The sequence below is a fragment of the Streptomyces sp. NPDC005151 genome, assembly GCF_053599875.1.
This window is the reverse complement of the sequence record NZ_JBSFYR010000016.1, coordinates 44163-64582: the sequence shown is the minus strand read 5'-3', so window position 1 is coordinate 64582 and position 20420 is coordinate 44163. Positions and strand designations below refer to the sequence as shown.

20 protein-coding genes and 3 pseudogenes are annotated in these 20420 nt (G+C 69.0%); 8 read left to right on the top strand and 15 right to left on the bottom strand.

What is annotated here, in order from left to right:
* Positions 1 to 157: 157 nt before the first annotated feature.
* Together ACWD6R_RS12075 and ACWD6R_RS12070 are read right to left on the bottom strand one after the other, a co-directional pair.
* Positions 158 to 1639 carry an AAA family ATPase gene (locus ACWD6R_RS12075; protein WP_451818590.1) on the bottom strand — a complete coding sequence of 494 codons (1482 nt, stop codon included), beginning with the start codon at positions 1637 to 1639 and terminating at the stop codon, positions 158 to 160.
* A gap of 26 nt (positions 1640 to 1665) precedes the next feature.
* Positions 1666 to 2148 carry an ATP-binding protein gene (locus tag ACWD6R_RS12070; protein WP_451818589.1) on the bottom strand — a complete coding sequence of 161 codons (483 nt, stop codon included), beginning with the start codon at positions 2146 to 2148 and terminating at the stop codon, positions 1666 to 1668.
* A gap of 111 nt (positions 2149 to 2259) precedes the next feature.
* On the opposite strand from ACWD6R_RS12070, the gene ACWD6R_RS12065 reads away from it, so the two are divergent.
* Both ACWD6R_RS12065 and ACWD6R_RS12060 read left to right on the top strand, forming a co-directional pair.
* Entirely contained in the window at positions 2260 to 3081 is an 822-nt protein-coding gene (locus ACWD6R_RS12065) for a helix-turn-helix domain-containing protein (RefSeq protein WP_451818588.1), read from the top strand.
* Positions 3078 to 3341 (top strand): DUF397 domain-containing protein, encoded by a 264-nt coding sequence (locus ACWD6R_RS12060; RefSeq protein ID WP_451818587.1) that lies wholly within the window; start codon positions 3078 to 3080, stop codon positions 3339 to 3341. Before ACWD6R_RS12065 ends, ACWD6R_RS12060 begins: the two co-directional genes overlap by 4 nt.
* A 39-nt stretch (positions 3342 to 3380) precedes the next feature.
* Here the strand turns inward: ACWD6R_RS12060 and ACWD6R_RS12055 are convergent, their stop codons facing one another.
* Positions 3381 to 3911: a hypothetical protein gene (locus tag ACWD6R_RS12055; protein WP_451818586.1), complete on the bottom strand. Its 531-nt coding sequence runs from the start codon at positions 3909 to 3911 to the stop codon at positions 3381 to 3383.
* Positions 3912 to 4123: 212 nt separating this feature from the next.
* Here ACWD6R_RS12055 and ACWD6R_RS12050 point away from each other — a divergent pair, with 212 nt between their 5' ends.
* On the top strand, positions 4124 to 4804 hold the full coding sequence (locus tag ACWD6R_RS12050) for a hypothetical protein (protein ID WP_451818585.1): 681 nt from the start codon (positions 4124 to 4126) through the stop codon (positions 4802 to 4804).
* 106 nt (positions 4805 to 4910) lie between these two features.
* On the opposite strand, the gene ACWD6R_RS12045 is transcribed toward ACWD6R_RS12050, so the two are convergent.
* Positions 4911 to 5435 (bottom strand): hypothetical protein, encoded by a 525-nt coding sequence (locus ACWD6R_RS12045; RefSeq protein ID WP_451818584.1) that lies wholly within the window; start codon positions 5433 to 5435, stop codon positions 4911 to 4913.
* A gap of 225 nt (positions 5436 to 5660) precedes the next feature.
* On the opposite strand from ACWD6R_RS12045, the gene ACWD6R_RS12040 reads away from it, so the two are divergent.
* The 3 genes from ACWD6R_RS12040 to ACWD6R_RS12030 all read left to right on the top strand — a co-directional run bounded on the left by ACWD6R_RS12040 (position 5661) and on the right by ACWD6R_RS12030 (position 7527).
* Positions 5661 to 6278, top strand: a complete 618-nt coding sequence (locus ACWD6R_RS12040; protein WP_451818583.1) for a YceI family protein — start codon at positions 5661 to 5663, stop codon at positions 6276 to 6278.
* Between the two features lie 631 nt (positions 6279 to 6909).
* Entirely contained in the window at positions 6910 to 7083 is a 174-nt protein-coding gene (locus ACWD6R_RS12035) for a hypothetical protein (RefSeq protein ID WP_451818582.1), read from the top strand.
* A gap of 246 nt (positions 7084 to 7329) precedes the next feature.
* Positions 7330 to 7527 carry a hypothetical protein gene (locus ACWD6R_RS12030; RefSeq protein WP_451818581.1) on the top strand — a complete coding sequence of 66 codons (198 nt, stop codon included), beginning with the start codon at positions 7330 to 7332 and terminating at the stop codon, positions 7525 to 7527.
* 168 nt (positions 7528 to 7695) lie between these two features.
* Here ACWD6R_RS12030 and cimA read toward each other — a convergent pair whose 3' ends face one another.
* The 6 genes from cimA to ureA form a co-directional block, all read right to left on the bottom strand.
* Positions 7696 to 9303: a citramalate synthase gene (cimA, locus tag ACWD6R_RS12025; RefSeq protein WP_451818580.1), complete on the bottom strand. Its 1608-nt coding sequence runs from the start codon at positions 9301 to 9303 to the stop codon at positions 7696 to 7698.
* A 278-nt stretch (positions 9304 to 9581) separates the two neighbouring features.
* Entirely contained in the window at positions 9582 to 10916 is a 1335-nt protein-coding gene (locus tag ACWD6R_RS12020; RefSeq protein WP_451818579.1) for an MFS transporter, read from the bottom strand.
* A gap of 203 nt (positions 10917 to 11119) precedes the next feature.
* Positions 11120 to 11731, bottom strand: a complete 612-nt coding sequence (locus tag ACWD6R_RS12015) for a TetR/AcrR family transcriptional regulator (RefSeq protein ID WP_451818578.1) — start codon at positions 11729 to 11731, stop codon at positions 11120 to 11122.
* Between the two features lie 235 nt (positions 11732 to 11966).
* Complete coding sequence (locus tag ACWD6R_RS12010) at positions 11967 to 13004, bottom strand: agmatine deiminase family protein (RefSeq protein WP_451818577.1); 1038 nt, start codon at positions 13002 to 13004, stop codon at positions 11967 to 11969.
* Between the two features lie 11 nt (positions 13005 to 13015).
* A complete protein-coding gene (locus tag ACWD6R_RS12005; RefSeq protein ID WP_451818576.1) occupies positions 13016 to 14707 on the bottom strand; it encodes an urease subunit alpha in 1692 nt (563 codons plus the stop codon).
* The gene (gene ureA / locus ACWD6R_RS12000; RefSeq protein WP_451818575.1) at positions 14704 to 15411 is read right to left on the bottom strand and encodes an urease subunit gamma; all 708 of its coding nucleotides are present in this window, start codon (positions 15409 to 15411) and stop codon (positions 14704 to 14706) included. The genes ACWD6R_RS12005 and ureA overlap by 4 nt, the downstream gene beginning before the upstream one ends.
* A gap of 137 nt (positions 15412 to 15548) precedes the next feature.
* Here ureA and ACWD6R_RS11995 point away from each other — a divergent pair.
* A pseudogene (locus ACWD6R_RS11995) lies at positions 15549 to 15878 on the top strand (cytosine permease); the annotation flags it as partial.
* A gap of 91 nt (positions 15879 to 15969) precedes the next feature.
* Here ACWD6R_RS11995 and ACWD6R_RS11990 read toward each other — a convergent pair.
* Together ACWD6R_RS11990 and ACWD6R_RS11985 are read right to left on the bottom strand one after the other, a co-directional pair.
* On the bottom strand, positions 15970 to 17058 hold the full coding sequence (locus ACWD6R_RS11990; RefSeq protein ID WP_451818574.1) for a branched-chain amino acid aminotransferase: 1089 nt from the start codon (positions 17056 to 17058) through the stop codon (positions 15970 to 15972).
* 241 nt (positions 17059 to 17299) lie between these two features.
* On the bottom strand, positions 17300 to 18373 hold the full coding sequence (locus ACWD6R_RS11985) for a 3-isopropylmalate dehydrogenase (RefSeq protein WP_451818573.1): 1074 nt from the start codon (positions 18371 to 18373) through the stop codon (positions 17300 to 17302).
* Between the two features lie 86 nt (positions 18374 to 18459).
* Between ACWD6R_RS11985 and ACWD6R_RS11980 the strand changes: the two are divergent.
* Positions 18460 to 18807 (top strand): annotated as a pseudogene (locus ACWD6R_RS11980) (phosphoesterase); the annotation flags it as partial.
* A gap of 21 nt (positions 18808 to 18828) precedes the next feature.
* Here ACWD6R_RS11980 and ACWD6R_RS11975 read toward each other — a convergent pair.
* From ACWD6R_RS11975 to ACWD6R_RS11965, 3 genes and pseudogenes are all read right to left on the bottom strand, one after another.
* Positions 18829 to 18957, bottom strand: a complete 129-nt coding sequence (locus ACWD6R_RS11975) for a hypothetical protein (protein ID WP_093772350.1) — start codon at positions 18955 to 18957, stop codon at positions 18829 to 18831.
* 184 nt (positions 18958 to 19141) lie between these two features.
* Positions 19142 to 19354: pseudogene (locus tag ACWD6R_RS11970) on the bottom strand (hypothetical protein); the annotation flags it as partial.
* 106 nt (positions 19355 to 19460) lie between these two features.
* Complete coding sequence (locus ACWD6R_RS11965; RefSeq protein WP_451818572.1) at positions 19461 to 20303, bottom strand: helix-turn-helix transcriptional regulator; 843 nt, start codon at positions 20301 to 20303, stop codon at positions 19461 to 19463.
* Between the last annotated feature and the right edge of the window lie 117 nt (positions 20304 to 20420).

Genomic DNA, 20420 nt, shown 5'->3' with positions numbered 1-20420 from the left:
GTCCCCATGTCGGCACACCGTCAACGACGTACGGCCCCGAGGGGCGTTCCAGTCCAACAACCGTGATGCGTAAGTCCAAGTGGACGGTTGGCATCCACCGACTGACGCCGCTTCACGCACGGCACCCCCGGCCCGACGTTCGGCAGGCGCTCGGCGTTCACTCAGCCGCGTACAGCCGCCGCAGATCCACGAGGGCGACCTCACCCCTGGCTTGCGCACTCCGCAGGTCGTCGGTGAAGCCGGCCCCGCTGTAACAGGAGAGCCGTACGGCAGAGGTGTCGATTCCGCGGCCGGTGAGCAGTTCCTTGATGTGCCGCAGTCGCTCCAGATACCTCTCCCCCATGACCTGGTCCCACTTGGCCTCCCCCAGGGAGAACAGCACCCCGTTGTCCTGTCCGACGGCCCCGCGCACGACCACATCGACTTCGTGGCTGGTGCGGGCCGCCGGGTCGGCGACCGTCCCGTACGAGACATCGATCGGCATGCCGCCGAACGTTTCCGGGGCCGCAAAGTGCGCCACCCATTCCCGGCAGATCTGCTCGAAGTGCGGCCCGACCACCGCCGACAGGAACCGGGCACGGGAACCTTCCCAGACCTGCTCCGCCAGTCCCCGGTCGAGCAGGGCGAGCTTGGTCCGTGAGACGACGTGGTCGAACGCGATCAGCGGTTCACCGATGCGGTACGCACTCCGGTTCTTACGGAAGGCGTCCACTTCGCGGCGTACGAGACCACAGTCCTGGAGCACCGTGAGCGGAGTCGTGATGTCGCCTGCCGGTCGCCCCAGACAGCCCGCGATCCCACCGGCCGTAGCGTTTCCCGAGGCCAGTGCCCCAAGTACGGAATGGTAGAGCGCCCGGTCCCGCAGATCGGATTCGTCGGCCAGCAGGTATCGGGCCTCCCGATAGAGGGGCGAGCGCGGGGACAGGGCGGTACGGCACACCCAGGAGTCGAAATCATCGAGTCCGGCAGGGACGTCGTCGCGTACGAACTCGCGGCGGTATGCGGGAGTGCCGCCTACCACGCTGTGTACGAGGAGTGCGAGCCGGGGATCGTCGATGCCCCAGAAGGCCGCCGCCTGCCGGAAGTCGAGGGGCTGGACGATGAGTTCAAGGCTCGCCCTCCCCCGGAGCGGAGACGTTCCGCCGAGCAGCCCGCCCATGAACGCGAGCGAACTGCCGCACAGCAGAAGCCGGGTGCGGGACTCCAGCCGCTCGGGACGACGCGGGCCGTAGGCGACCTGAACAATGGAGGGGAGGGACGGGGTGGCGCGGGCGAGGTACGGGAACTCATCGATCACCACCGGCACCGGCTTCTCCCGTCCCAGCGCGAGCAGCGCGTCGACGCACTGCTCCCACCGGTCGAAACGCAGCGGCCCGGCCGCCCCCGTGTACTGGCCCAGCTCCTCCCCGAACCGGCGCAGCGACTCCGCCTCCGTCGCCTCGTACGCACAGAAGTAGAAGCCGCCCGCAGCGCGGGCGAGCGAGTCGAGGAGGAACGACTTCCCCTGCCGCCGCCCCGACACGACGCCGAGAGTCGCCTCGGGGCCCGGGTCGGCGGCGAACGCGGTGAGCTCGCTCCACTCCCGCTGCCGGTCGAACATGTCGGACGGCTTGGCGAGATTGCGGGGTTTTCCGGCCATGAGGAGCGACCACCTTCGTGCGCAGCTTACGGAATCACACTTCCCAGAAGTACGTTTCCGTTAACGATTCCATCCGGCCCGGGACGCGGGGCCGCCCTGCGCATCGCGAACTCGCACCACACCACCTTGCCGGGGTTCCGCTCCCCCACTCCCCACCTGTCGGCGAGCGCCGCCACCAGCAGCAGCCCCCGCCCGCCCTCCGCGTCGGACGCCGCACCCGCATCGGCGAGGCGCACCTCCCCGTCGCCGCTGTCGTGGACCTCGGCACGCAGGACGCCGTCGGCCGGCTCCAAGTAGAGGTGGATGCGGAAACCGCGACCGGGCGGGACGCCGTGCAGCAGGGCATTCGTGACGAGTTCGCTCACGCAGAGCAGTACATCGTCGGCGCGGGCCTCGCACGCCCAGTCGACGAGAGCCTCACGCACGAACTGCCGTACGAGCGGCACGGACCGGCGTTCCCGACGGTGGAACGCCTCGCGGAAGTGGGGGAGTTGAGTTGGTTCGTTCACCCAGCCAACGTCACACAAAGTCATTACCGTTGATCAGTGCGTCGAGTCGTACAACGCACTTGTACGGCTCCTGACGGGTCATCCGGGTTTCGCGACGGGGAGAGGCAGTTCATGCACTCGGCGAAGAAGAACAAGCGGATCACCTCCTGGCACCTGATCGGCGCCCAGCTGGCGACGTTCCGCAAGGCGGCCCGGATGACGCAGGCGGCGCTGGCTGATCAGTGCTGCGTGGGCGAGGACACGATCGCGTCGATCGAACAGGGACGCAGGACGCTGCAGGCGGACTTCGCGACCCAGCTGGACGAACTCTTCGACACGAAGGGGGTGTTGCAGGTCGCGGTGTCGAAGGTGCCGCAGAAGGAGCGATTCCCTGCATTCGTCCAGGACTTCGTGGAGTACGAGCAGGAGGCGGTGACGCTGCTCTCGTATCAGAGCCAAGTGGTGCCGGGGTTGCTCCAGACCGAGGAATACATCCAGTTCGTCTTCTCCTGCCTCTATCCACCTCTCGAAGAGGACCAGCTGGAGGAGTGGGTAGCCGCCCGGCTCGACCGGCAGAAGCTGCTCAACCGCAAGCCCCGCCCGATGCTGCACTTCGTGCTGGAGGAGAGCATTCTGCGTAGCGAGATCGGGGACCTCGCCATGCTGCGGGAACAGATCCGGCATCTGCGCCAGTGCATGGAACTCCCCTTCCTGTGGCTTCAGATCATGCCGATGAAGCTACCGAAGCACGCGGGACTCGCGGGACCGATGGTGCTGCTGGAGACCCCCGATCACGACCACCTCGCCTATGTGGAGGGGCAACTGACCAGCTACCTGCACGAGGACCCAGACGACGTCAGCGTGCTTCATCAGTTGTATGGGATGCTGCGTTCACAGGCGCTTTCCGTCGAGAAGAGCGCGCGCCTACTGGACGAACTGCTTGGAGAGTCATGACCCGCGCAGCACACCCGGCTCCCCGTACCACCGCCCTTGCCTGGTTCAAGTCCAGCTACAGCAGCAGCCAGGGCGGCGACTGCCTCGAAGTCGGCTACGACTGGCACAAGTCCAGCTACAGCACCGACCAGGGCGGCAACTGCGTCGAGGTCTCCGCCCACCCCGCCGCCGTGCACATCCGCGACTCCAAGGTCACCGACGGCCCCGTCCTCACCGTTCCCCCCGCCGCCTGGGTCGCCTTCCTCGGCGCCACGGTGTGACGGTGGTCCGTACGTACCGGCTCGGGTGACCCAACCGAGTCAGTGCGCGGGCGCTGGGGTCATGCAACCCGTCTCGGGGTAATGACCGTTGGCGGTGGCCCATACGCGGTCCTTGCTGACGGCCCCGGTGACGCATGCCGATGTGCCAATCCAGATTCCGAAGTCGCTGCCTTCTGCCTTCTTCGTTCCGACACCCACCAGTAGATCGCCCACGGCGACATGGGAGGAACCGGCGAGCCGTTCGAGCGCAGGTCCCACCTCCTCCGGGCTGATCTTGCCGTCCAGGCGCAGTTCGCTCAGGACGTGCTCGACCTCCACAGCCTTCTGCCTGGCCTTCTTCTCGTCCTCCGGTCCCATCTTCCCCGGCTGGCGGACCCGGTTGTTGTCGAAGTAGTTCGGCGGTGCGTCTTCCTTCGGCGCGTGCGGCGTGCGCGTGTGGACGCCTTCTGCGTCGGGTGAGCCATTGCCGTTGAGGTTGGAGAACACGTCGTCCGCTGTCGTCCCGCACCCCGCCAGGGCGAGGGCGGCGACCACAGCGGCGATAGCGAGGCTGCTCTTCCGTAGAGACATGATCCCACTTTCGCCGTGAGGGACTGAAGTGTTCATGAGTGCAGGTACTCATGTTGGGAAGAAAGGACACGGGGCCACGCCGTCCGCGCGGGAGGGTGGGATCATTCCCATGCGTTGCGTCGGTTCGGAGCGCCTCGGCCGCGCCCGCGACATGCGAACTCGCCCTGTAAAACCGCTCGTTGCCCGGCGGGGTCAACGCCTATGCGCCGGCCATGATCAGGACACGGGGAGCTGTGCGCTCGGCCGCCGTACAGGCGATCGGGGCGGGTCCGCGGGCGGCCGCCGACCGGGCGCGGAACGCCGCACCGGCCACCCGGCGGCGAGGCGAAAAGAAGGTCTGCTCCTGGGGAACGAGGGGGCAGGGAATCAAAGGGGGCCAGGGCCTGGACGAAGGTCGGGGCCGGCGCATCCTGCATGCGCGGCTGTTGGGCGCCGCCGTGACGGCGCTCCTTGCGGGGGTGGCGGTCGTCGGCTACGGAGTCAGGGCCGGCCTGCCTTGGTGGGTGCTGCTGGCCGTGACTTTGCTGACGATGGGACTCGTCGGCTGGACCGGGTCGCAGATCGGCCGCCGGCGCGGCATCCGCAACGATGCCCTGGAGCCCGGGGAGAAGGTGGTCGCCACCTACACCGTCCGGCCCCCGTACACCGAACACACACCGCCCACAGCCCACGAAGGCCCGCAGTATCAACTTCGCGTGACCACCCACGGGATGCAGATGTGGGAGCGCTCCGCCCTCCTGTGGCGGCACCCGTGGCCGGAACTGCGCGTGATCGCCGACGGCCCGCGGCTGCGCATCCACCACGAAGGGCGCGAGGCCGGGACGATGCTGCTGGAGCAGCCGGGCGCCATGCAGGAGATCCGTCTCCTCGCCAGGCGGCACGGAGCCGGCTGATACCTGCGGAAAACGATCCCGATCGCCTGGCACGTCCGAAACGCACGCACGGGTGCCCCCGTTCCGTCGGAACGGGGGCACCCGTGCAAGCAGATACAGCGCGCGGTCAGCAGCCGCCGCAGTTGTAGTACGTCACGTCCCAGTGGTTGCCCTCGTCCGCGTAGATGTTGCCGGAGGCGGACTTGTACTGGGGGGCGCCGTCACCGCGCAGCCCTATGTAGGTGAAGACGCCGTGGACGTAGTTCGTGAGGCAGGTGGACCTGGCGAAGTCGAGCTTGTAGCCGTTCCAGTGCGAATACGTACCACTGGCGTGCCCGGTCTCGGTGCCGCCGGTGATGTTCAGCGCACAGCCCGTGGCGCTCTTGAGGGTCTGGGCGCCCTGGGCGGTGGCCAGGTTGAGCTGGTCGAACGACGTGCAGGTCGCGACGTTGCGGTTGGAGCAGCCACCGGAGGACGACCAGGTGATCCCGGACGAGCTGAACCGGGCGGTGGCCTGGGCGTGGGTGAGCTTCGTGACGGCATGGGCCTGGGTGGCGCCACTGCCGAGGACACCGACGCCGGGGGCGAAAAGGACGCCGAGAACGAGGGCGAGGGCGGTCAGGACGGGGCGCAGGGTCATACGGGACACCATGGGGAGACTCCTCCTGCTCATGACAACTGGGGCAGGGAAATAGTGCCCGAGTTCTACGCGCGTCCGCCAGAGGGCCCCACGTGGCCGCGAGGTGAACGTCGCCCTTCCGGAAACGGATCAGATCCTTGATGTTGAACTTTGAACAAGATGCGTCTACAGTCAATCTCGTTGAAGGTTAAACATCCACTTCGACTGCCGCTCGATCACGTCCCCCGAGGAGGAGCCATGGCTCTGTTCAACCGCAAGTCCACCGCCACCCTGTCCGCCCCCGCCACCGTCGCCGTGGACCCGGCCCTGGCCGCCCTGACCGGCGAGTACGCCATCGACCCGGCCCACAGCAGCATCGGCTTCACCGTGCGGCACGCCATGGTCACCAATGTGCGCGGCACCTTCGGCGAGCACGAGGGCAGCCTGAAGCTCGACGGTCACAACCCGGCGAACTCCACCGCCTCGATCGACGTCAAGATCTCCAGCGTCGACACCGGTATCGCCGACCGCGACGGCCACCTGGTCAGCGGCGACTTCTTCGACGCCGAGAAGTTCCCCCTCATGACGTTCCGCTCCACGCACGCCGAGCAGCTGGGCGGCGACACGTACCGCATCACCGGCGACCTCACCATCAAGGACGTCACGCGCCCGCTCGCCATCGACCTGGAGTTCAACGGCTCCGCCACCGATGTCTACGGCAACGAGCGCGTCGGCTTCGAGGGCAGCGCGGACATCCTCCGCTCCGACTGGGGCCTGACCTGGAACGCGGCGCTGGAGACCGGCGGCGTGATGGTCAGCGACAAGGTCAAGCTGAACTTCGACATCTCCGCGATCAAGGCCGCCCCGCAGGCCTGATCCCCGGAAGTCCTCCGGCCCGAGCGCGCCCGCCTTCCATTCCCCCGCCGGGGAGGAAGGCGGGCGCTCGGTATTTCCTTCCGCCGCGGGTCCGACGCCGTCCGGGCCGGGAGCAAGAGGATCTGCGGCATGGCCGAGCCGTCCCACCTGCGCGAAACCCGGGCGTCGTACGACACCGTTGCAGTCGACTATGCCGAGCTCGTACGCCCCGCGTTCGAGGGCGACCTGCTGGGGCGCGCGATGCTGGGCGCATTCGCCGAACTCGTGCGGGCCGCCGGCGGCGACCCGGTCGCCGATGTGGGAGGCGGCCCCGGCCATGTGACAGCACATCTCGGACAGCCCCGGTACTGCACACCCTGCCGTCCGGAACGCACCCGTCGCAGGCTCGGACCCGCCGCCCGAGTCACCACCGCCCACCGGACCCCCTGCCGTCACCTCGCAAGGGGACATGGGGGACGACACGGGATTCGCCCGGAAGTTGACCCCATTGGGCTCTCTGGAGTCGCTGGTTGCCCGGACACGGTGTGATCTGGCATAGCGCACCGCACGAGAAGCGGGCGCCGGACGGGGCAGCCCGGGCTGAAGAGCCGGGGCGGCCCTTGCCGGTCGAGATCGAGAAGTGGAGAAGTCAATGCAGCACAACGAGGGTCAGCGCGTGGCGTACCGGAACGAGGACAACAAGAAGTGCCAGGGCGAGATCACCAAGGTCAGCGGCACCGGCCCGGCGACGACGTACACCATCAAGAATGACAAGACGCACAGTGACGACAAGGTCCGGGAGATGCAGATCGACCAGAACCTGTAGCAACAGCTCCCCCGCTGATGCGCCGCCCCTGCCCCCGGTAGGCCGGGCTCGGGCAGGACGCTGATCCAGGGAATACAAGGGCGCCCGCAACCGCGGCAAAACAGCGGTGCGGGCGCCCTCACTGCTGCGCGGTGGCCGACGGAGCCGGCGGGTGGGCAGCAACGACTTTCAGAAGCCGCCGCCACCGAAATCGCCGCCACCGCCGAGGCCGAGACCGCGGTCGTCAACGGCATCACCGCCTGGCAGATGCTGCACCGCAAGGCGCGCGTACGCGTCGGTCAGACCGTGTGGACCTTCACCCCGCGCCGGGACGGCGTGCACGTCCACACCGAGGAGTCCTGGGCCGGAGCACCTGTCGAGGCAGATGTCCCCGCACTCCAGGCGGCATTGGACGCCTCACTGGACGCCTGGCTCCACAACCTGAAGGCAGAGGCCGAGAACTGACCGTGCAGGGCGGAGTCCTGACCGCCCGGTCACCGTGCGAGTCCAAGAGCATGGGCGGGCCTTTCAGGGCCTTGTGACCGTGAAAGGCCTCAACTCCTGTGCGCCTCAAGAACCGGTCCGGGGCGGGCCCACGGCGACCATGCCGTGGGCCCGCCCCGGACCGCGCGACTACTCCGTGGGCTCGACCCCGGCCCGCAGCAGACCGTAGGTGTACGCGTCCTCCAGCGCCTGCCAGGACGCGGCGATGACGTTCTCCGCGACGCCGACGGTCGCCCAGTCACCGGTGCCGTCGCCCGTGGTGATCAGCACGCGGGTGGTGGACTCGGTGCCGGTGCGGCCCTCCAGGATGCGGACCTTGTAGTCGACCAGCTCCAGCTTGGCGAGCTGCGGGTAGATCCGCTCCAGGCCGACGCGCAGCGCCCGGTCGAGGGCGTTGACCGGGCCGTTGCCCTCGGCGGTGGCGACGATCCGCTCGCCCTTCGCCCAGAGCTTCACGGTCGCCTCGTTGGCGTGCGTGCCGTCGGGTCGGTTCTCGACGATCGCGCGCCAGGACTCCGTACGGAAGTAGCGGCGTACCCGGCCTTCGACCTCGGCGCGCAGCAGCAGTTCGAAGGAGGCGTCCGCGGCTTCGTACGTGTAGCCCTTGAGCTCGCGCTCCTTGACCCGCTCGACGACCCGGCCGACGAGCTCGCGGTTGCCCCCGAGGTCGATGCCGAGCTCCTTGCCCTTGAGCTCGATGGAGGCGCGGCCCGCCATGTCGGAGACGAGCATCCGCATGGTGTTGCCGACCAGCGCCGGATCGATGTGCTGGTAGAGGTCGGGGTCGACCTTGATGGCGGAGGCGTGCAGTCCGGCCTTGTGGGCGAAGGCGGAAACACCCACATAGGGCTGGTGGGTGGAGGGTGTGAGGTTGACGACCTCGGCGATGGCGTGCGAGATACGGGTCATTTCGGCGAGCGCGCCCTCCGGGAGGACGCTCTTGCCGTACTTGAGTTCCAGGGCGGCGACGACGGGGAAGAGGTTGGCGTTGCCGACCCGCTCGCCGTACCCGTTGGCGGTGCACTGGACGTGCGTGGCGCCCGCGTCGACGGCGGCCAGGGTGTTGGCGACGGCGCAGCCGGTGTCGTCCTGGGCGTGGATACCGAGCCGGGCGCCGGTGTCGGCGAGGACGGTGGAGACGACGGCCTGGACCTGGGCGGGGAGCATCCCGCCGTTGGTGTCACAGAGGATGACGACGTCGGCGCCGGCCCCGTGGGCAGCCCGGACGACGTCCTTGGCGTACTCGGGGTTGGCCCGGTAGCCGTCGAAGAAGTGCTCGCAGTCGACGAAGACCCGGCGGCCCTGTTCGCGCAGGTAGGAGACGGTGTCGCGGACCATCTCCAGGTTCTCTTCGAGGGTGGTGCGCAGGGCGAGTTCCACATGCCGGTCGTGCGACTTGGCGACCAGCGTGATCACCGGGGCTCCGGACTCCAGCAGCGCCTTGACCTGGGGGTCCTCGGCGGCCTTGGCACCGGCCCTGCGGGTCGCGCCGAAGGCGACCAGCTCGGCGTTCTTGAACTCGATCTCCTGCTGGGCCCGGGCGAAGAACTCCGTGTCGCGGGGGTTGGCGCCGGGCCAGCCGCCCTCGATGAAGCCCACGCCGAAGTCGTCCAGGTGCCGGGCAATGGTCAGCTTGTCCGCGACCGTCAGGTTGATGCCTTCACGCTGTGCACCGTCGCGCAGTGTGGTGTCGAAGACATGGAAGCTGTCGTCGGTGGGCTTGGCCTCGGTGGTCATGCTGGTCTGACTCCTGTCGGATGAGTGGATCCGGACGATTGGGCTCCACTTGCCCCCATCATCCCGCGCGCATCGCCCCGGCCGAGGTGAGGGCCGGAAAACGAAAAAACCCCTCGCGGGTGCGAGAGGTCTGCGCGCGGGTCTGGGGCACGGTGGCCGCTCCGTACGTGGTGGTACGGGACGGTCACTGCGGACCGGCGCGCCTGTTGCCAATAATCATGACGAACGAGGACACGGAGGCAGTCTCGCACAGCGCTGCCCCCGCGCCGTCGGCCGTCTCAGGATGCGGGCGTGACGCTCGTCGCTCCGGCCGGCTCCGTCCGCCCGTCCTGGGGAGCCACCGCGCCGACCCGGCCCAGGTCGATGTCGCGGGTCTCGCGCATCGTCAGATAGACGACCAGGGAGACCGCGGCGCAGCCCGCCACGTACCAGTAGAAGCCGGACTCGATGCCGGCCTTCTTGAACCAGAGCGCCACGTATTCGGCGGTGCCGCCGAAGAGGGCGTTGGCGAGGGCGTACGGGAGGGCGACGCCCAGCGCGCGGATGCCGGTCGGGAAGAGCTCGGCCTTCACGCAGGCGTTGATCGAGGTGTAGCCCGTGACCACGACCAGGGCGAGCAGCGCCAGCCCGAACGCGGGCCAGAAGGTGCCCGCGTGCTTCAGCATGGTCATGATCGGCACGGTCAGGAAGGTCGAGCCGACCGCGAACGTGATCAGCAGCGGGCGGCGGCCGATCCGGTCGGACAGCATGCCCGCGAGCGGCTGGATGCACATGAAGACGAACAGGGCGCAGAAGCTGACGAGCGAGGCCGTGGACTTCTCCATGCCTGCGCTCTTCGAGAGGAACTTGGTGAGGTAGGTCGTGTACGTGTAGTACGCGACGGTCCCGCCCATGGTCAGCGCCATCACCAGGAACGCCTCGCGCTTGTGCTGCCACAGCGCCTTGAGCGTGCCGCGGTCCTCCTGGTCGGCGGCGCCCGACTCCGCGTACACCTCGGTCTCCAGCATGGAGCGGCGCAGATAGAAGACGATGGCCGCGCCGAGCGCCCCGACGATGAACGGGATGCGCCAGCCCCAACTGTGCAGGGCCGCATCGGACATGGTGCGCTGCAGGACGATCTGGAGTCCGAGGCCGACGAGCTGCCCGGCGGTCATGGACACGTACTGGAAGCTGGAGGCGAAGCCGCGCCGGCCGGGTGCGGACGCCTCGGTGAGGTACGTGGCGCTGGCGGCGTACTCGCCGCCGACGGAGAGGCCCTGGAGCAGCCGGGCCACGAGCAGGACGGCGACGCCGCCGTAGCCGGCCACGGCGTACGTCGGCGCGACGGCGATGAGGACCGCCGAGGCCGACATGAGGGTGACGGTGAGGGTCAGCGCGGCCTTGCGCCCTCTGCGGTCACCGATCCGGCCGAGCATCCAGCCGCCGACCGGCCGCATGAAGAAGCCGACGGCGAAGATGCCCATGGTGTTCATGAGATTGGCGGTCTCATTGCCTTCGGGGAAGAACGAGTCCGCGAAGTAGACCGCGAAGGTCGCGTACACGAACCAGTCGAACCACTCGACCATGTTGCCGGCGGAGCCGACCCAGATCTTCTTCCACTGCTCTCGTCCCATGGTCTGTCACCGTGCCCCACCGGCCGGGGACGTAACAACCGTGCACGGGGCAACGATCGGTCGGTCTTATGTGCGTTTCGTTCACGGTCGGGGGAACGGCCGCTTCGGTACGGGCAGTCCGCCGTACCGGATCGGCGGCGGGGTGCCCCGGACGCGCTCGTGCTCATGCGGAAGCGGCTGCCGCAGGGTGGCGATCGGTGGTCTCAGCCGAGCGCCTCGTCCAGGAACTCCCGTACGTGAGTGAGGATCCCGTCCCGGTCGGAGCCCGGCAGGCCCATCGCGATGTGCGTGCTGAAGCCGTCGAGGAGGGCTCGTATCCGAGTGGCGAACTTGTTCGCGTCCACCGGGCGCAGCTCCCCCCGCGAGGCGCCCTCGACAAGCAGGGCGACCAGGTCGCGGTGCCAGGACAGCTCGATGTCCATCAGCCGTGCGCGACTCGTCTCGTCCACGTCGGCCCTGCGGTTCCACAGCTCCAGCCAGAGCGTCCAGTGCGGGTCGTGCGGGCCGTCCGAGACGTACAGGTCGACGAACGCGTCGAGCCGCTCCCGCACCGGCACCTGCCGGGCCAGCGCCGCCCGGCGCTGCACGCCGAGCTGCTCCTCGCTCCACTCCAGGGTCTGCAGCAGCAGCTCGTCCTTGGTGCGGAAGTAGTAGAGCAGATGCCCACTGCTCATCCCGACCTCGCGGCCGAGCCCGGCCATGGTCAGCTTCTCCAGCCCGTGCTCGGCGATGCTGCCCCTGGCTGCGGCCAGCATGGTCTCCCGGGGCGGGGCTGAATTCCGCCGCCGCCGCGGCGTGCGGGCGGGCTCGGGCATGGGTGTTCTCCGTGGTCGGGGCGAGGGTCTCAGCATACGGGCCGGGCGGCCTGCGGTTGCTGCCTGATGGTTCTGTCGTAGGTGGTCTGTCAGCGGGCTGGTGGAGGGTGTCCCTCGAAGATCACTTCGGCAAGGGCAAGGCTGCTTACGGCAACGTCTCCAGCTACCCCTGAGTGCCGCGTCGCCGGGGCCGGTCCGGGTGGGGACCCCGGCCGGCCCCGGCGACGGGGGAGGATCAGACGCGCGGCTGCTGCTGCGTGATGCAGTGGATGCCGCCGCCGTTCGCGAAGATCGGGCGCGCGTCCACCAGGACCACCTCGCGGTCCGGGAAGAGGCTGCGGAAGATCGACACCGCGTTCTCGTCGCGCTCGGCGTCGCCGAAGCCGCACAGCACCACGCCGCCGTTGCAGATGTAGTGGTTGATGTACGAGTAGTCGACCCAGCCGCCGTCCTCCTGCAGGACGGTCGGCGCGGCCACCTCGATGACCTCCAGGGCGCGGCCCTTCGCATCCGTCTGGGTACGCAGGAACGCGACGATCTCCTTGGAGACCTCGCGGTCCGGGTGCGCCGGGTCGGGCTGGGTGTGTACCAGGACCGTGCCGGGGCGGGCGAAGGAGGCGACGATGTCGACGTGGCCCAGGGTCCCGTAGGTGTCGTAGTCGGCGGTCAGGCCGCGGGGCAGCCAGATGGCCTTGGTGGTGCCCAGGTGGGCGTGGATCTCGGCCTCGACCTGCTCCTTGGTCCAGTCCGGGTTGCGCTCCGGGCCGAGCTGGACGGTCTCGGTCAGCAGGACCGTGCCCTCGCCGTCGACGTGGATGCCGCCGCCCTCGTTCACGAGCTTCGAGGCGTACGTGGCCACGCCCGCCCGATCGGCGACATGCGCCGCGATCTTGGAGTCGTGCTCCCAGCTGGCCCAGTCCTGGGCGCCCCAGCCGTTGAAGACCCAGTCCACCGCGCGGATCTCGGTGCCGTTGGTGACGAAGGTGGGGCCGATGTCGCGCATCCAGGCGTCGTTCAGCTCCTGCTCGACGATGTCGACGTCGTCACCCAGATACGTACGGGCGTTGCCGGTCTCGCCGGGGCCGACCACGACGGTCACCGGCTCGAAGCGGCGGATGGTGCGGGCGACCTCACCCCAGGCGGTATGGGCGGTGTGCAGTTCCTCGTCGTTGGTGAAGGTGGCGTTGGGGCTGGGCCAGGCCATCCAGGTGCGCTCGTGCGGAGCCCACTCGGCGGGCATGCGAAAGCCGTCGGCGCCACGGGTGTTGCTCATAGGAGGGCTCCTTACAGGAAGTACAGGCGGTTGAGGGAGACGGAGTCGGCGGGCTCGGACCGGAGGGCTTCTCCGTCGAGGCTGACGAGACCGCTGTGGGCGTCGACCTGGACGTCGCCGATACGGGAGTTGAGGAGCAGGTCGGCGGGGCCGATCCCACGGGTGCCGCGGACGGCGACCCGGCGGCGCCGGGTGGTCATCCGGTCGTTGCCCTGCTCGAGGGCGGCTCCGGCGACGAAGGCGACGGAGATCTCGGCTGCGGTGGCTCCGTGGCCGCCGATCTGCGGGCCGAGGACGAGCGGCTCGCAGGTGTCGGTGGCGGCGTTGGGGTCGCCGGTGACACCCCACGCGGGGAAGCCGGACTTCAGGACCAGCTGCGGCTTGGCGCCGAAGTACTGGGGCAGCCACAGCACGATGTCGGCGAGCTTGCCGACCTCGATCGAGCCGACCTCGTGGGAGAGGCCGTGGGCGATCGCGGGGTTGATGGTGAGCTTGGCCATGTAGCGCAGCACACGCGCGTTGTCGTCGTGCTCGCCGTCGCCGGCCATGGGGCCGAGCTCGGCCTTCATCTTCCCGGCCATGGCGAAGGTGCGGCGCACGGTCTCGCCCGCGCGGCCCATGCCCTGGGCGTCGGAGGAGGTGATGCCGATCGCGCCCAGGTCGTGCAGCACGTCCTCGGCGCCCATCGTGCCCGCGCGTATGCGGTCACGGGCCATGGCGGCGTCGCCGGGCAGGTCCGTCTTCAGGTCGTGGACGGAGACGATCATGCCGTAGTGCTCGGCGACCGCGTCCCGACCGAAGGGCAGGGTGGGGTTGGTGGAGGAGCCGATGACGTTCGGCACGCCCGCCATCTTGAGCACGTTCGGTACATGGCCGCCGCCGCAGCCCTCGATGTGGAAGGCGTGGATCGTACGGCCGTCCAGGACGCGCAGGGTGTCCTCGACCGACAGGCACTCGTTGAGGCCGTCGCTGTGCAGGGCGACCTGGACGTCGTGCTCCTCGGCGACCCGCAGGGCGGTGTCCAGGGCCCGGGTGTGGGCGCCCATGTCCTCGTGGACCTTGAAGCCCAGGGCGCCGCCCTCGGCGAGGGCCTCGACCAGGGGCGCGCCGTGGGAGGACGAGCCACGGCCGAGGAAGCCGATGTTGACGGGCCAGGCGTCGAAGGCGTTGAAGGCGTGGTTCAGGGCCCACGGCGAGTTGACGCCGACGCCCCAGACGGGGCCGAACTCCTGGCCGATGATCGTGGTGACGCCGGAGCTGAGCGACGCCTCCATGATGCGCGGCGACAGCACATGCACATGGGTGTCGATGGCGCCGGCGGTGGCGATCATGCCCTCGCCGGAGACGATCGAGGTGCCGGTGCCGACGACGACGTCGACACCCTCGAGGGTGTCGGGGTTGCCGGCCCGGCCGATCGCGTGGATGCGGCCTTCGCGGATGCCGATGGACACCTTGCGGATGCCCTGGACGGCGTCGATGACCAGGACGTTGCTGATGACCACGTCGCAGGTCTCGCGGACCGCGGCGGCCTTCAGAAGCAGCCCGTCGCGGGCGGTCTTGCCGAAGCCGGCGAGGAACTCGTCGCCGGGCTTCTGGGCGTCGGACTCGACGCGTACGACGAGGCCGGAGTCGCCGAGGACGACCCGGTCACCGGCACGGGGGCCGTGCACGGCGGCGTAGTCACGAGGGTCGATGGACGTCATCCCTCAGCTCCCTTCTGGTCGGACTGGTCGGCACCCAGGTATCCGCAGGCCGCTGCCCTGCGCAGGGCCTCTTCCTTGGCGCCCGGGGCGTCGAGCGGGCCGTCGACGAGGCCGGCGAAGCCGATCGCGACGCGGTCGCCGCCGATCGGCACGAGGCCGACCTCGGCCTCGCCGCCCGCGTCGAAGCGGGCGGAGGAGCCTGCCGGGACGCTCAGCCGCATGCCGTAGGCCGCGGCGCGGTCGAAGTCGAGGCGGGGGTTGGCCTCGAAGAAGTGGAAGTGCGAGGTGACGCTGACCGGCACCGCCGCGGTGTTCCGTACGACGAGGCGCACCACGGGCTCCGGCTCCTCGTGGGCCGGTCCGGGCAGCGCCGCGCCGGGGGCGGCGTCGCCGAGGAAGCCTCCGCCGATGGGGTCGGAGACGACCGCGAGCCGGGATCCGTCGTCGAAGACGGCCTCCACCATCACCTCGGTCACCACATCCGCCACACCGGGCAGCACGTCGTCGGGGCCGAGCACGTTGCGGGCCGCTTCGATGGCCTCGGCGAGCCGGCGGCCGTCGCGGGCCGCCTCGCAGACGGTGTCCGCGATGAGAGCAGTCGCCTCAGGGACATTCAGCTTCAGCCCGCGAGCGCGGCGTGTCCGCGCCAGTTCGGCGGCTCCGAAGAGCAGAAGCCGGTCACGTTCCGTGGGGGTAAGTCGCACGCCACCACACCTCCTGATTAGAGCACCACTCTAACAAGGTCGTCAATGGAGCGAAACTATTGACTTGTCAGCAAGTCCAGTTCACATTGAACGTCGCTCAAACTTTCATATCGTTCCAAGCGCAAGGGGCAGTCTCGTACGACCCGGACGCACTCCAGGTCTTCAACCGGCGCGCGGTCGGTGGCATCTACTGGTACTCGGCCGGCTGGAACATCCCCGCCACGGTGTCCTGGGTCCTGGGTGCGATCGTGGGCCTGCTCGCCGTGTCCACCTCGGTGTACGAGGGCCCGCTGCTGTCCCTCACCGGCGGCGTCGACTGCAGCTTCATCCTCTCGGGCCTGACCGGCGGCATTGCCTACCTGATCCTGTCCCGGATGCAGCCCGTGCCGGCCGTCGCGCCCGCTGCGGCCGCTGAGCCCGCCGAGGCCAAGGACGACGAGGCCGACAAGGTACCGGCCGCCGGCTGACCCCGGCTCCCCCCACGCGTGAGGGCCGCCCCGTACGGAACGGGGCGGCCCTCATGCGTATCGGCGTACCGGAGGTACGCACTTGCCGGCGTCAGCCCAGCGGGTGCATCCAGCCGTGCGTGTCCTCGGCGACGCCGCGCTGGATGTCCAGCAGGCGCTCGCGCAGCTTCAGCGTGACCTTGCCGGGCTCACCCTCGCTCTGGGTCCACTCGCCGCCCGCGGACTTGACGATGCCGACAGGGGTGATGACGGCGGCGGTGCCGCAGGCGAAGACCTCGGTGAGGGTGCCGTTCTCGGTGTCGGCGCGCCACTGGTCGATGGAGACGCGGCCCTCCTCGGCCTCGTAGCCGAGGTCGCGGGCGACCTGGAGCAGCGAGTCACGGGTGACGCCGGCGAGCAGGGAGCCGGTCAGGGACGGAGTGATGATCTTGTCCCCGTACACGAAGTACAGGTTCATGCCGCCGAGTTCCTCGACCCACTTGTGCTCCACGGCGTCGAGATAGGCGACCTGGTCGCAGCCCTTCGCGGACGCCTCGGCCTGGGCGAGGAGGGACGCCGCGTAGTTGCCGCCGGTCTTGGCGTCGCCCATGCCGCCGGGAACGGCGCGGACGCGGTCCTCGGAGAGCCAGATCGAGACCGGCTTGACGCCCCCGGCGAAGTAGGCGCCGGCGGGCGAGGCGATGACGATGAAGAGGTACTCGTTGGCGGGCTTCACACCGAGGCCGACCTCGGACGCAATCATGAACGGGCGCAGGTAGAGCGACTCCTCGCCGCCGTGGGCCGGAACCCATGCCTTGTCCTGCTGGACCAGCGCGTCGCACGCCTCGATGAACGTCTCGACCGGGAGCTCCGGCATGGCGAGCCGGTGTGCGGAACGCTGGAAGCGCTTGGCGTTGGCCTCGGGGCGGAAGGTGGCCACCGAGCCGTCGGGCTGGCGGTAGGCCTTGAGCCCCTCGAAGATCTCCTGCGCGTAGTGCAGGACGTTGGTGGCGGGGTCGATCGACAGCGGGCCGTAGGGAACGAGCTGGCCGTCGTGCCAGCCGCGGCCTTCGGTCCACTTGATGATCACCATGTGATCGGTGAAGTAGCGGCCGAATCCGGGGTTGGCCAGGATCGCCTCGCGCTCCGCGTCGGACAGCGGGGTCGAAGAGGGCTTGAGCTCGATCGTGGGCGTCGTCATGAGTGCGTGTCCTTCACCGGTTTTGTGTGTGATGGACCGCGCTCACGCCGGCTCCTGTCAGACAGGTGCTGGGACGTCCGAGCTTTACTGCAAGCCACGGCCCGTTCGATTATCTCTCGCGGGGACCCGTGCACGAAATGACGTGAATGCGGTCCAGGGTTCGATGGTGGCACCCGGGACCACACAGGAGAAGCCGCCGGGTGCGGTGGCGACCCGGCGGCTTCGAAGTGGAGTCGTCGGGTCAGCTCGCTACGCGTACCGCGAGCGCGTCACCGATTTCCGAGGTCGTACGAGGGGTGTCTCCCCCAGAGCCTGAAGGGCCTGGGAGGTGCCCCCCTCGCTCCGCGAGGTCGGCGGAGACGGCCTCCTCGATGCGCACAGCCTCGGCCTCGTAGCCCAGGTGGCGCAGCAGGAGGGCGACGGAGAGCACCGTGGCCGTGGGGTCGGCCTTGCCCTGCCCCGCGATGTCCGGGGCGGATCCGTGGACCGGCTCGAACATCGAGGGGAACTCGCCGCTCGGGTTGATGTTCCCCGAGGCCGCGACGCCGATGCCGCCGGAGACGGCCGCGGCGAGGTCGGTGATGATGTCGCCGAAGAGGTTGTCGGTGACGATCACGTCGAAGCGCTCGGGCTGCGTGACGAGGAAGATCGTCGCCGCGTCCACGTGCAGGTAATCGGTGGCGACGTCCGGGAACTCGGCCGCGACCTTGTTGAAGATGTTGGTCCACAGGTGCCCGGCGTAGGCCAGCACGTTGTTCTTGTGGACCAGCGTCAGCTTCTTGCGCGGACGGGCCTGGGCGCGGGCGAAGGCGTCACGGACCACGCGCTCGACACCGAAGGCGGTGTTGACCGAGACCTCGGTGGCGACCTCGTGCGGGGTGCCGGTGCGGATCGAGCCACCGTTGCCGGTGTACGGACCCTCGGTGCCCTCGCGGACCACGACGAAGTCGATCTCCGGCTGCCCCTTGAGCGGGGTCGCGACACCCGGGAGGAGCTTCGACGGCCGCAGGTTCACATGGTGGTCGAAGAGGAAACGGAGCTTCAGCAGGAAGCCGCGCTCCAGGACTCCGGACGGGACCGAGGGGTCACCGATCGCGCCGAGCAGGATCGCGTCGTGCTGCTTGAGCGCCTGGACATCGGCGTCGGTGAGGGTCTCACCGGTCGCGTGGTAGCGCTTGGCGCCGAAGTCGTATTCCTTGGTCTCCAGCTTCACATCCTGCGGGAGAACAGCATGGAGGACCTTGAGGCCCTGAGCCACGACCTCCTGGCCGATACCGTCACCGGGGACCACTGCGAGATTGATGCTGCGAGTCATGTCGGCACCCTACTGTCCGTCCCATCTTGTGACATTTCACGTCCACCATACGGACGAATGGGGAGTTGTGCGTGTGCCGTTCACCCATCCGAAAGAACGCGGTCGCACGGAAGGTGCCGATCGGCGAGCGCACCGACCCGACGCGGGACGGCATCGTGTACGTCACGGCGGGCGGCGCGGGCAAGGCGCTGTACAGCTTCCCGGCGCCCGACACGTACGAGGGGCACATCAAGGACCAGGAGAGCGTAAACACGTACCACGTGGTCAAGGGCGGCGGCAGGGCGACCGGGACCGTGGAGTGGTCGCGGGTGCGTTACACCGGCTTCTCGTTCCTCGCGGTGGAGGTCCAGCCCGGACGGCATGCCCGGATGAAGGTCACCGCGCTCGCCGAGTCGGGCGAGCGCATCGACCACTTCGAGATCAGCCGCGGCTGAGCACTGCCGGACGGACCGGCCTCAATGGCCGGTGGAGCCGCCGTTGTCCCTGCGGTCGAGGGCTCGCTGCAGGGCGGCGGCGGCATTCTGGCGCTCCGACTCGGTCGGGCGGTGGGTGTGTCGGACGCGGCGGACAGTCGTCTCGGCCATGGTGGATCGACTCCTTGAGATCGCGAGGATTTCGAGATCGAAAAAACGTGAGCGTGATTTCGAGATCGGGATTTCGAGGCGCCGGAAGGGGCGGGGAGCGGATGCCGCAGGGGTTGCCTGCATGGGGGCACGCGCTCACGACCGCCAGTCGCTGGATCTAGCGAGACGTTCGGCTTCTACAAAGCTAGGACAGCTCGGCCGGTCTGTCTCCACAATTACTCGGACTTCCTACTATCTGAGACGGGGGTTTACGGCCTGCCGCCCGCAGTTCCCGGATCAGAGCCCGGACGGCGAGGGATTGTGCCTGCTCAGGGGTGGCGACATAGCCGACGGAGCGGGTCGGCCGCTCCGGTCCGAGATCAGTGATCTCGACGTTGTCGGGTACTCCTTCGAGGGAGCTGCGACATGATCGCCACTCCGAGACGGGCGCGGCGAGCATCAGCGGCTGACGGATCCGGTCCTGACATCAGGTCCTGACCGTCCTGGCATCAGGTCCTGACCGGTCACGGCCCGACGGTCAGGTCCTGGAGGCCCACCACACGCAGCAGCTGCAGCCGTTCGTACGCATCCGTGCCGGGCCGGGCCGTGTGGATGACCAGCACCTGTCCGTGGTCGGCGCTGAGCAGCGCCTCGCATTCCAGGTCCAGCTCCCCGACGACCGGGTGCACGAACCGCTTGTGCTCGGCACGCCGCACGGCGACGACATGCTCGGCCCACAGCAGATCGAACTCCTCGCTCGCCGCACGCAGTTCATCGACGAGCGCGACGAGCGCGACATCATCGGGGCGGGCGGCGAGCACCGCGCGGAGCTGGCCGACATGGCTGCGGGAGTGCGCCTCGTGGTCCTCGGCCGGGAAGAGCGCCCGCCCCTCGGGGGCGGTGAACCAGGACCGGATGATGTTGTACCCCGGCTGGTGCTCACCGGTCAGCGCCACGGCCATGGCGTTCTGGGCGAGGACCTCGCCGCGGTCGCTCAGGACCTGGGCGGGTGCGTCGTGCAGTCGGTCGAGGACCATCAACAGCCCGGGGCGCACATGCTGGGTGGGGCCGTGGCGGCCGCTCGGCGGCTCCTCCCCGGCCAGCCGGAAAAGATGGTCGCGCTCGTCCTCGCTCAGCCGCAACGCCCTGGCCACTGCGGAGAGCATCTGGCGCGAGGGACGTGAGCCGCGGCCCTGCTCCAGGCGCGTGTAGTGGTCCACGGAGGCACCGGTGAGATGGGCTACCTCCTCCCGCCGCAGACCCGGGGTGCGTCGCCGGGAGCCGGCGGTCAGCCCCACGTCGGCCGGTTCGAGGCGGGCGCGGCAGCGGCGCAGAAAGTCGGCGAGTTCCGATCGGTCGAGGTCCACGTCCCCAGCATGGCTCGTGCGCGGATCCGTATCCAGGGAGTGCCGGTCCTTGGATAGCCGCGTCTCTCCCGCCGGCCGGCGACCCGTCGCAGGGTGATGGACATCGGAAGCGACGAG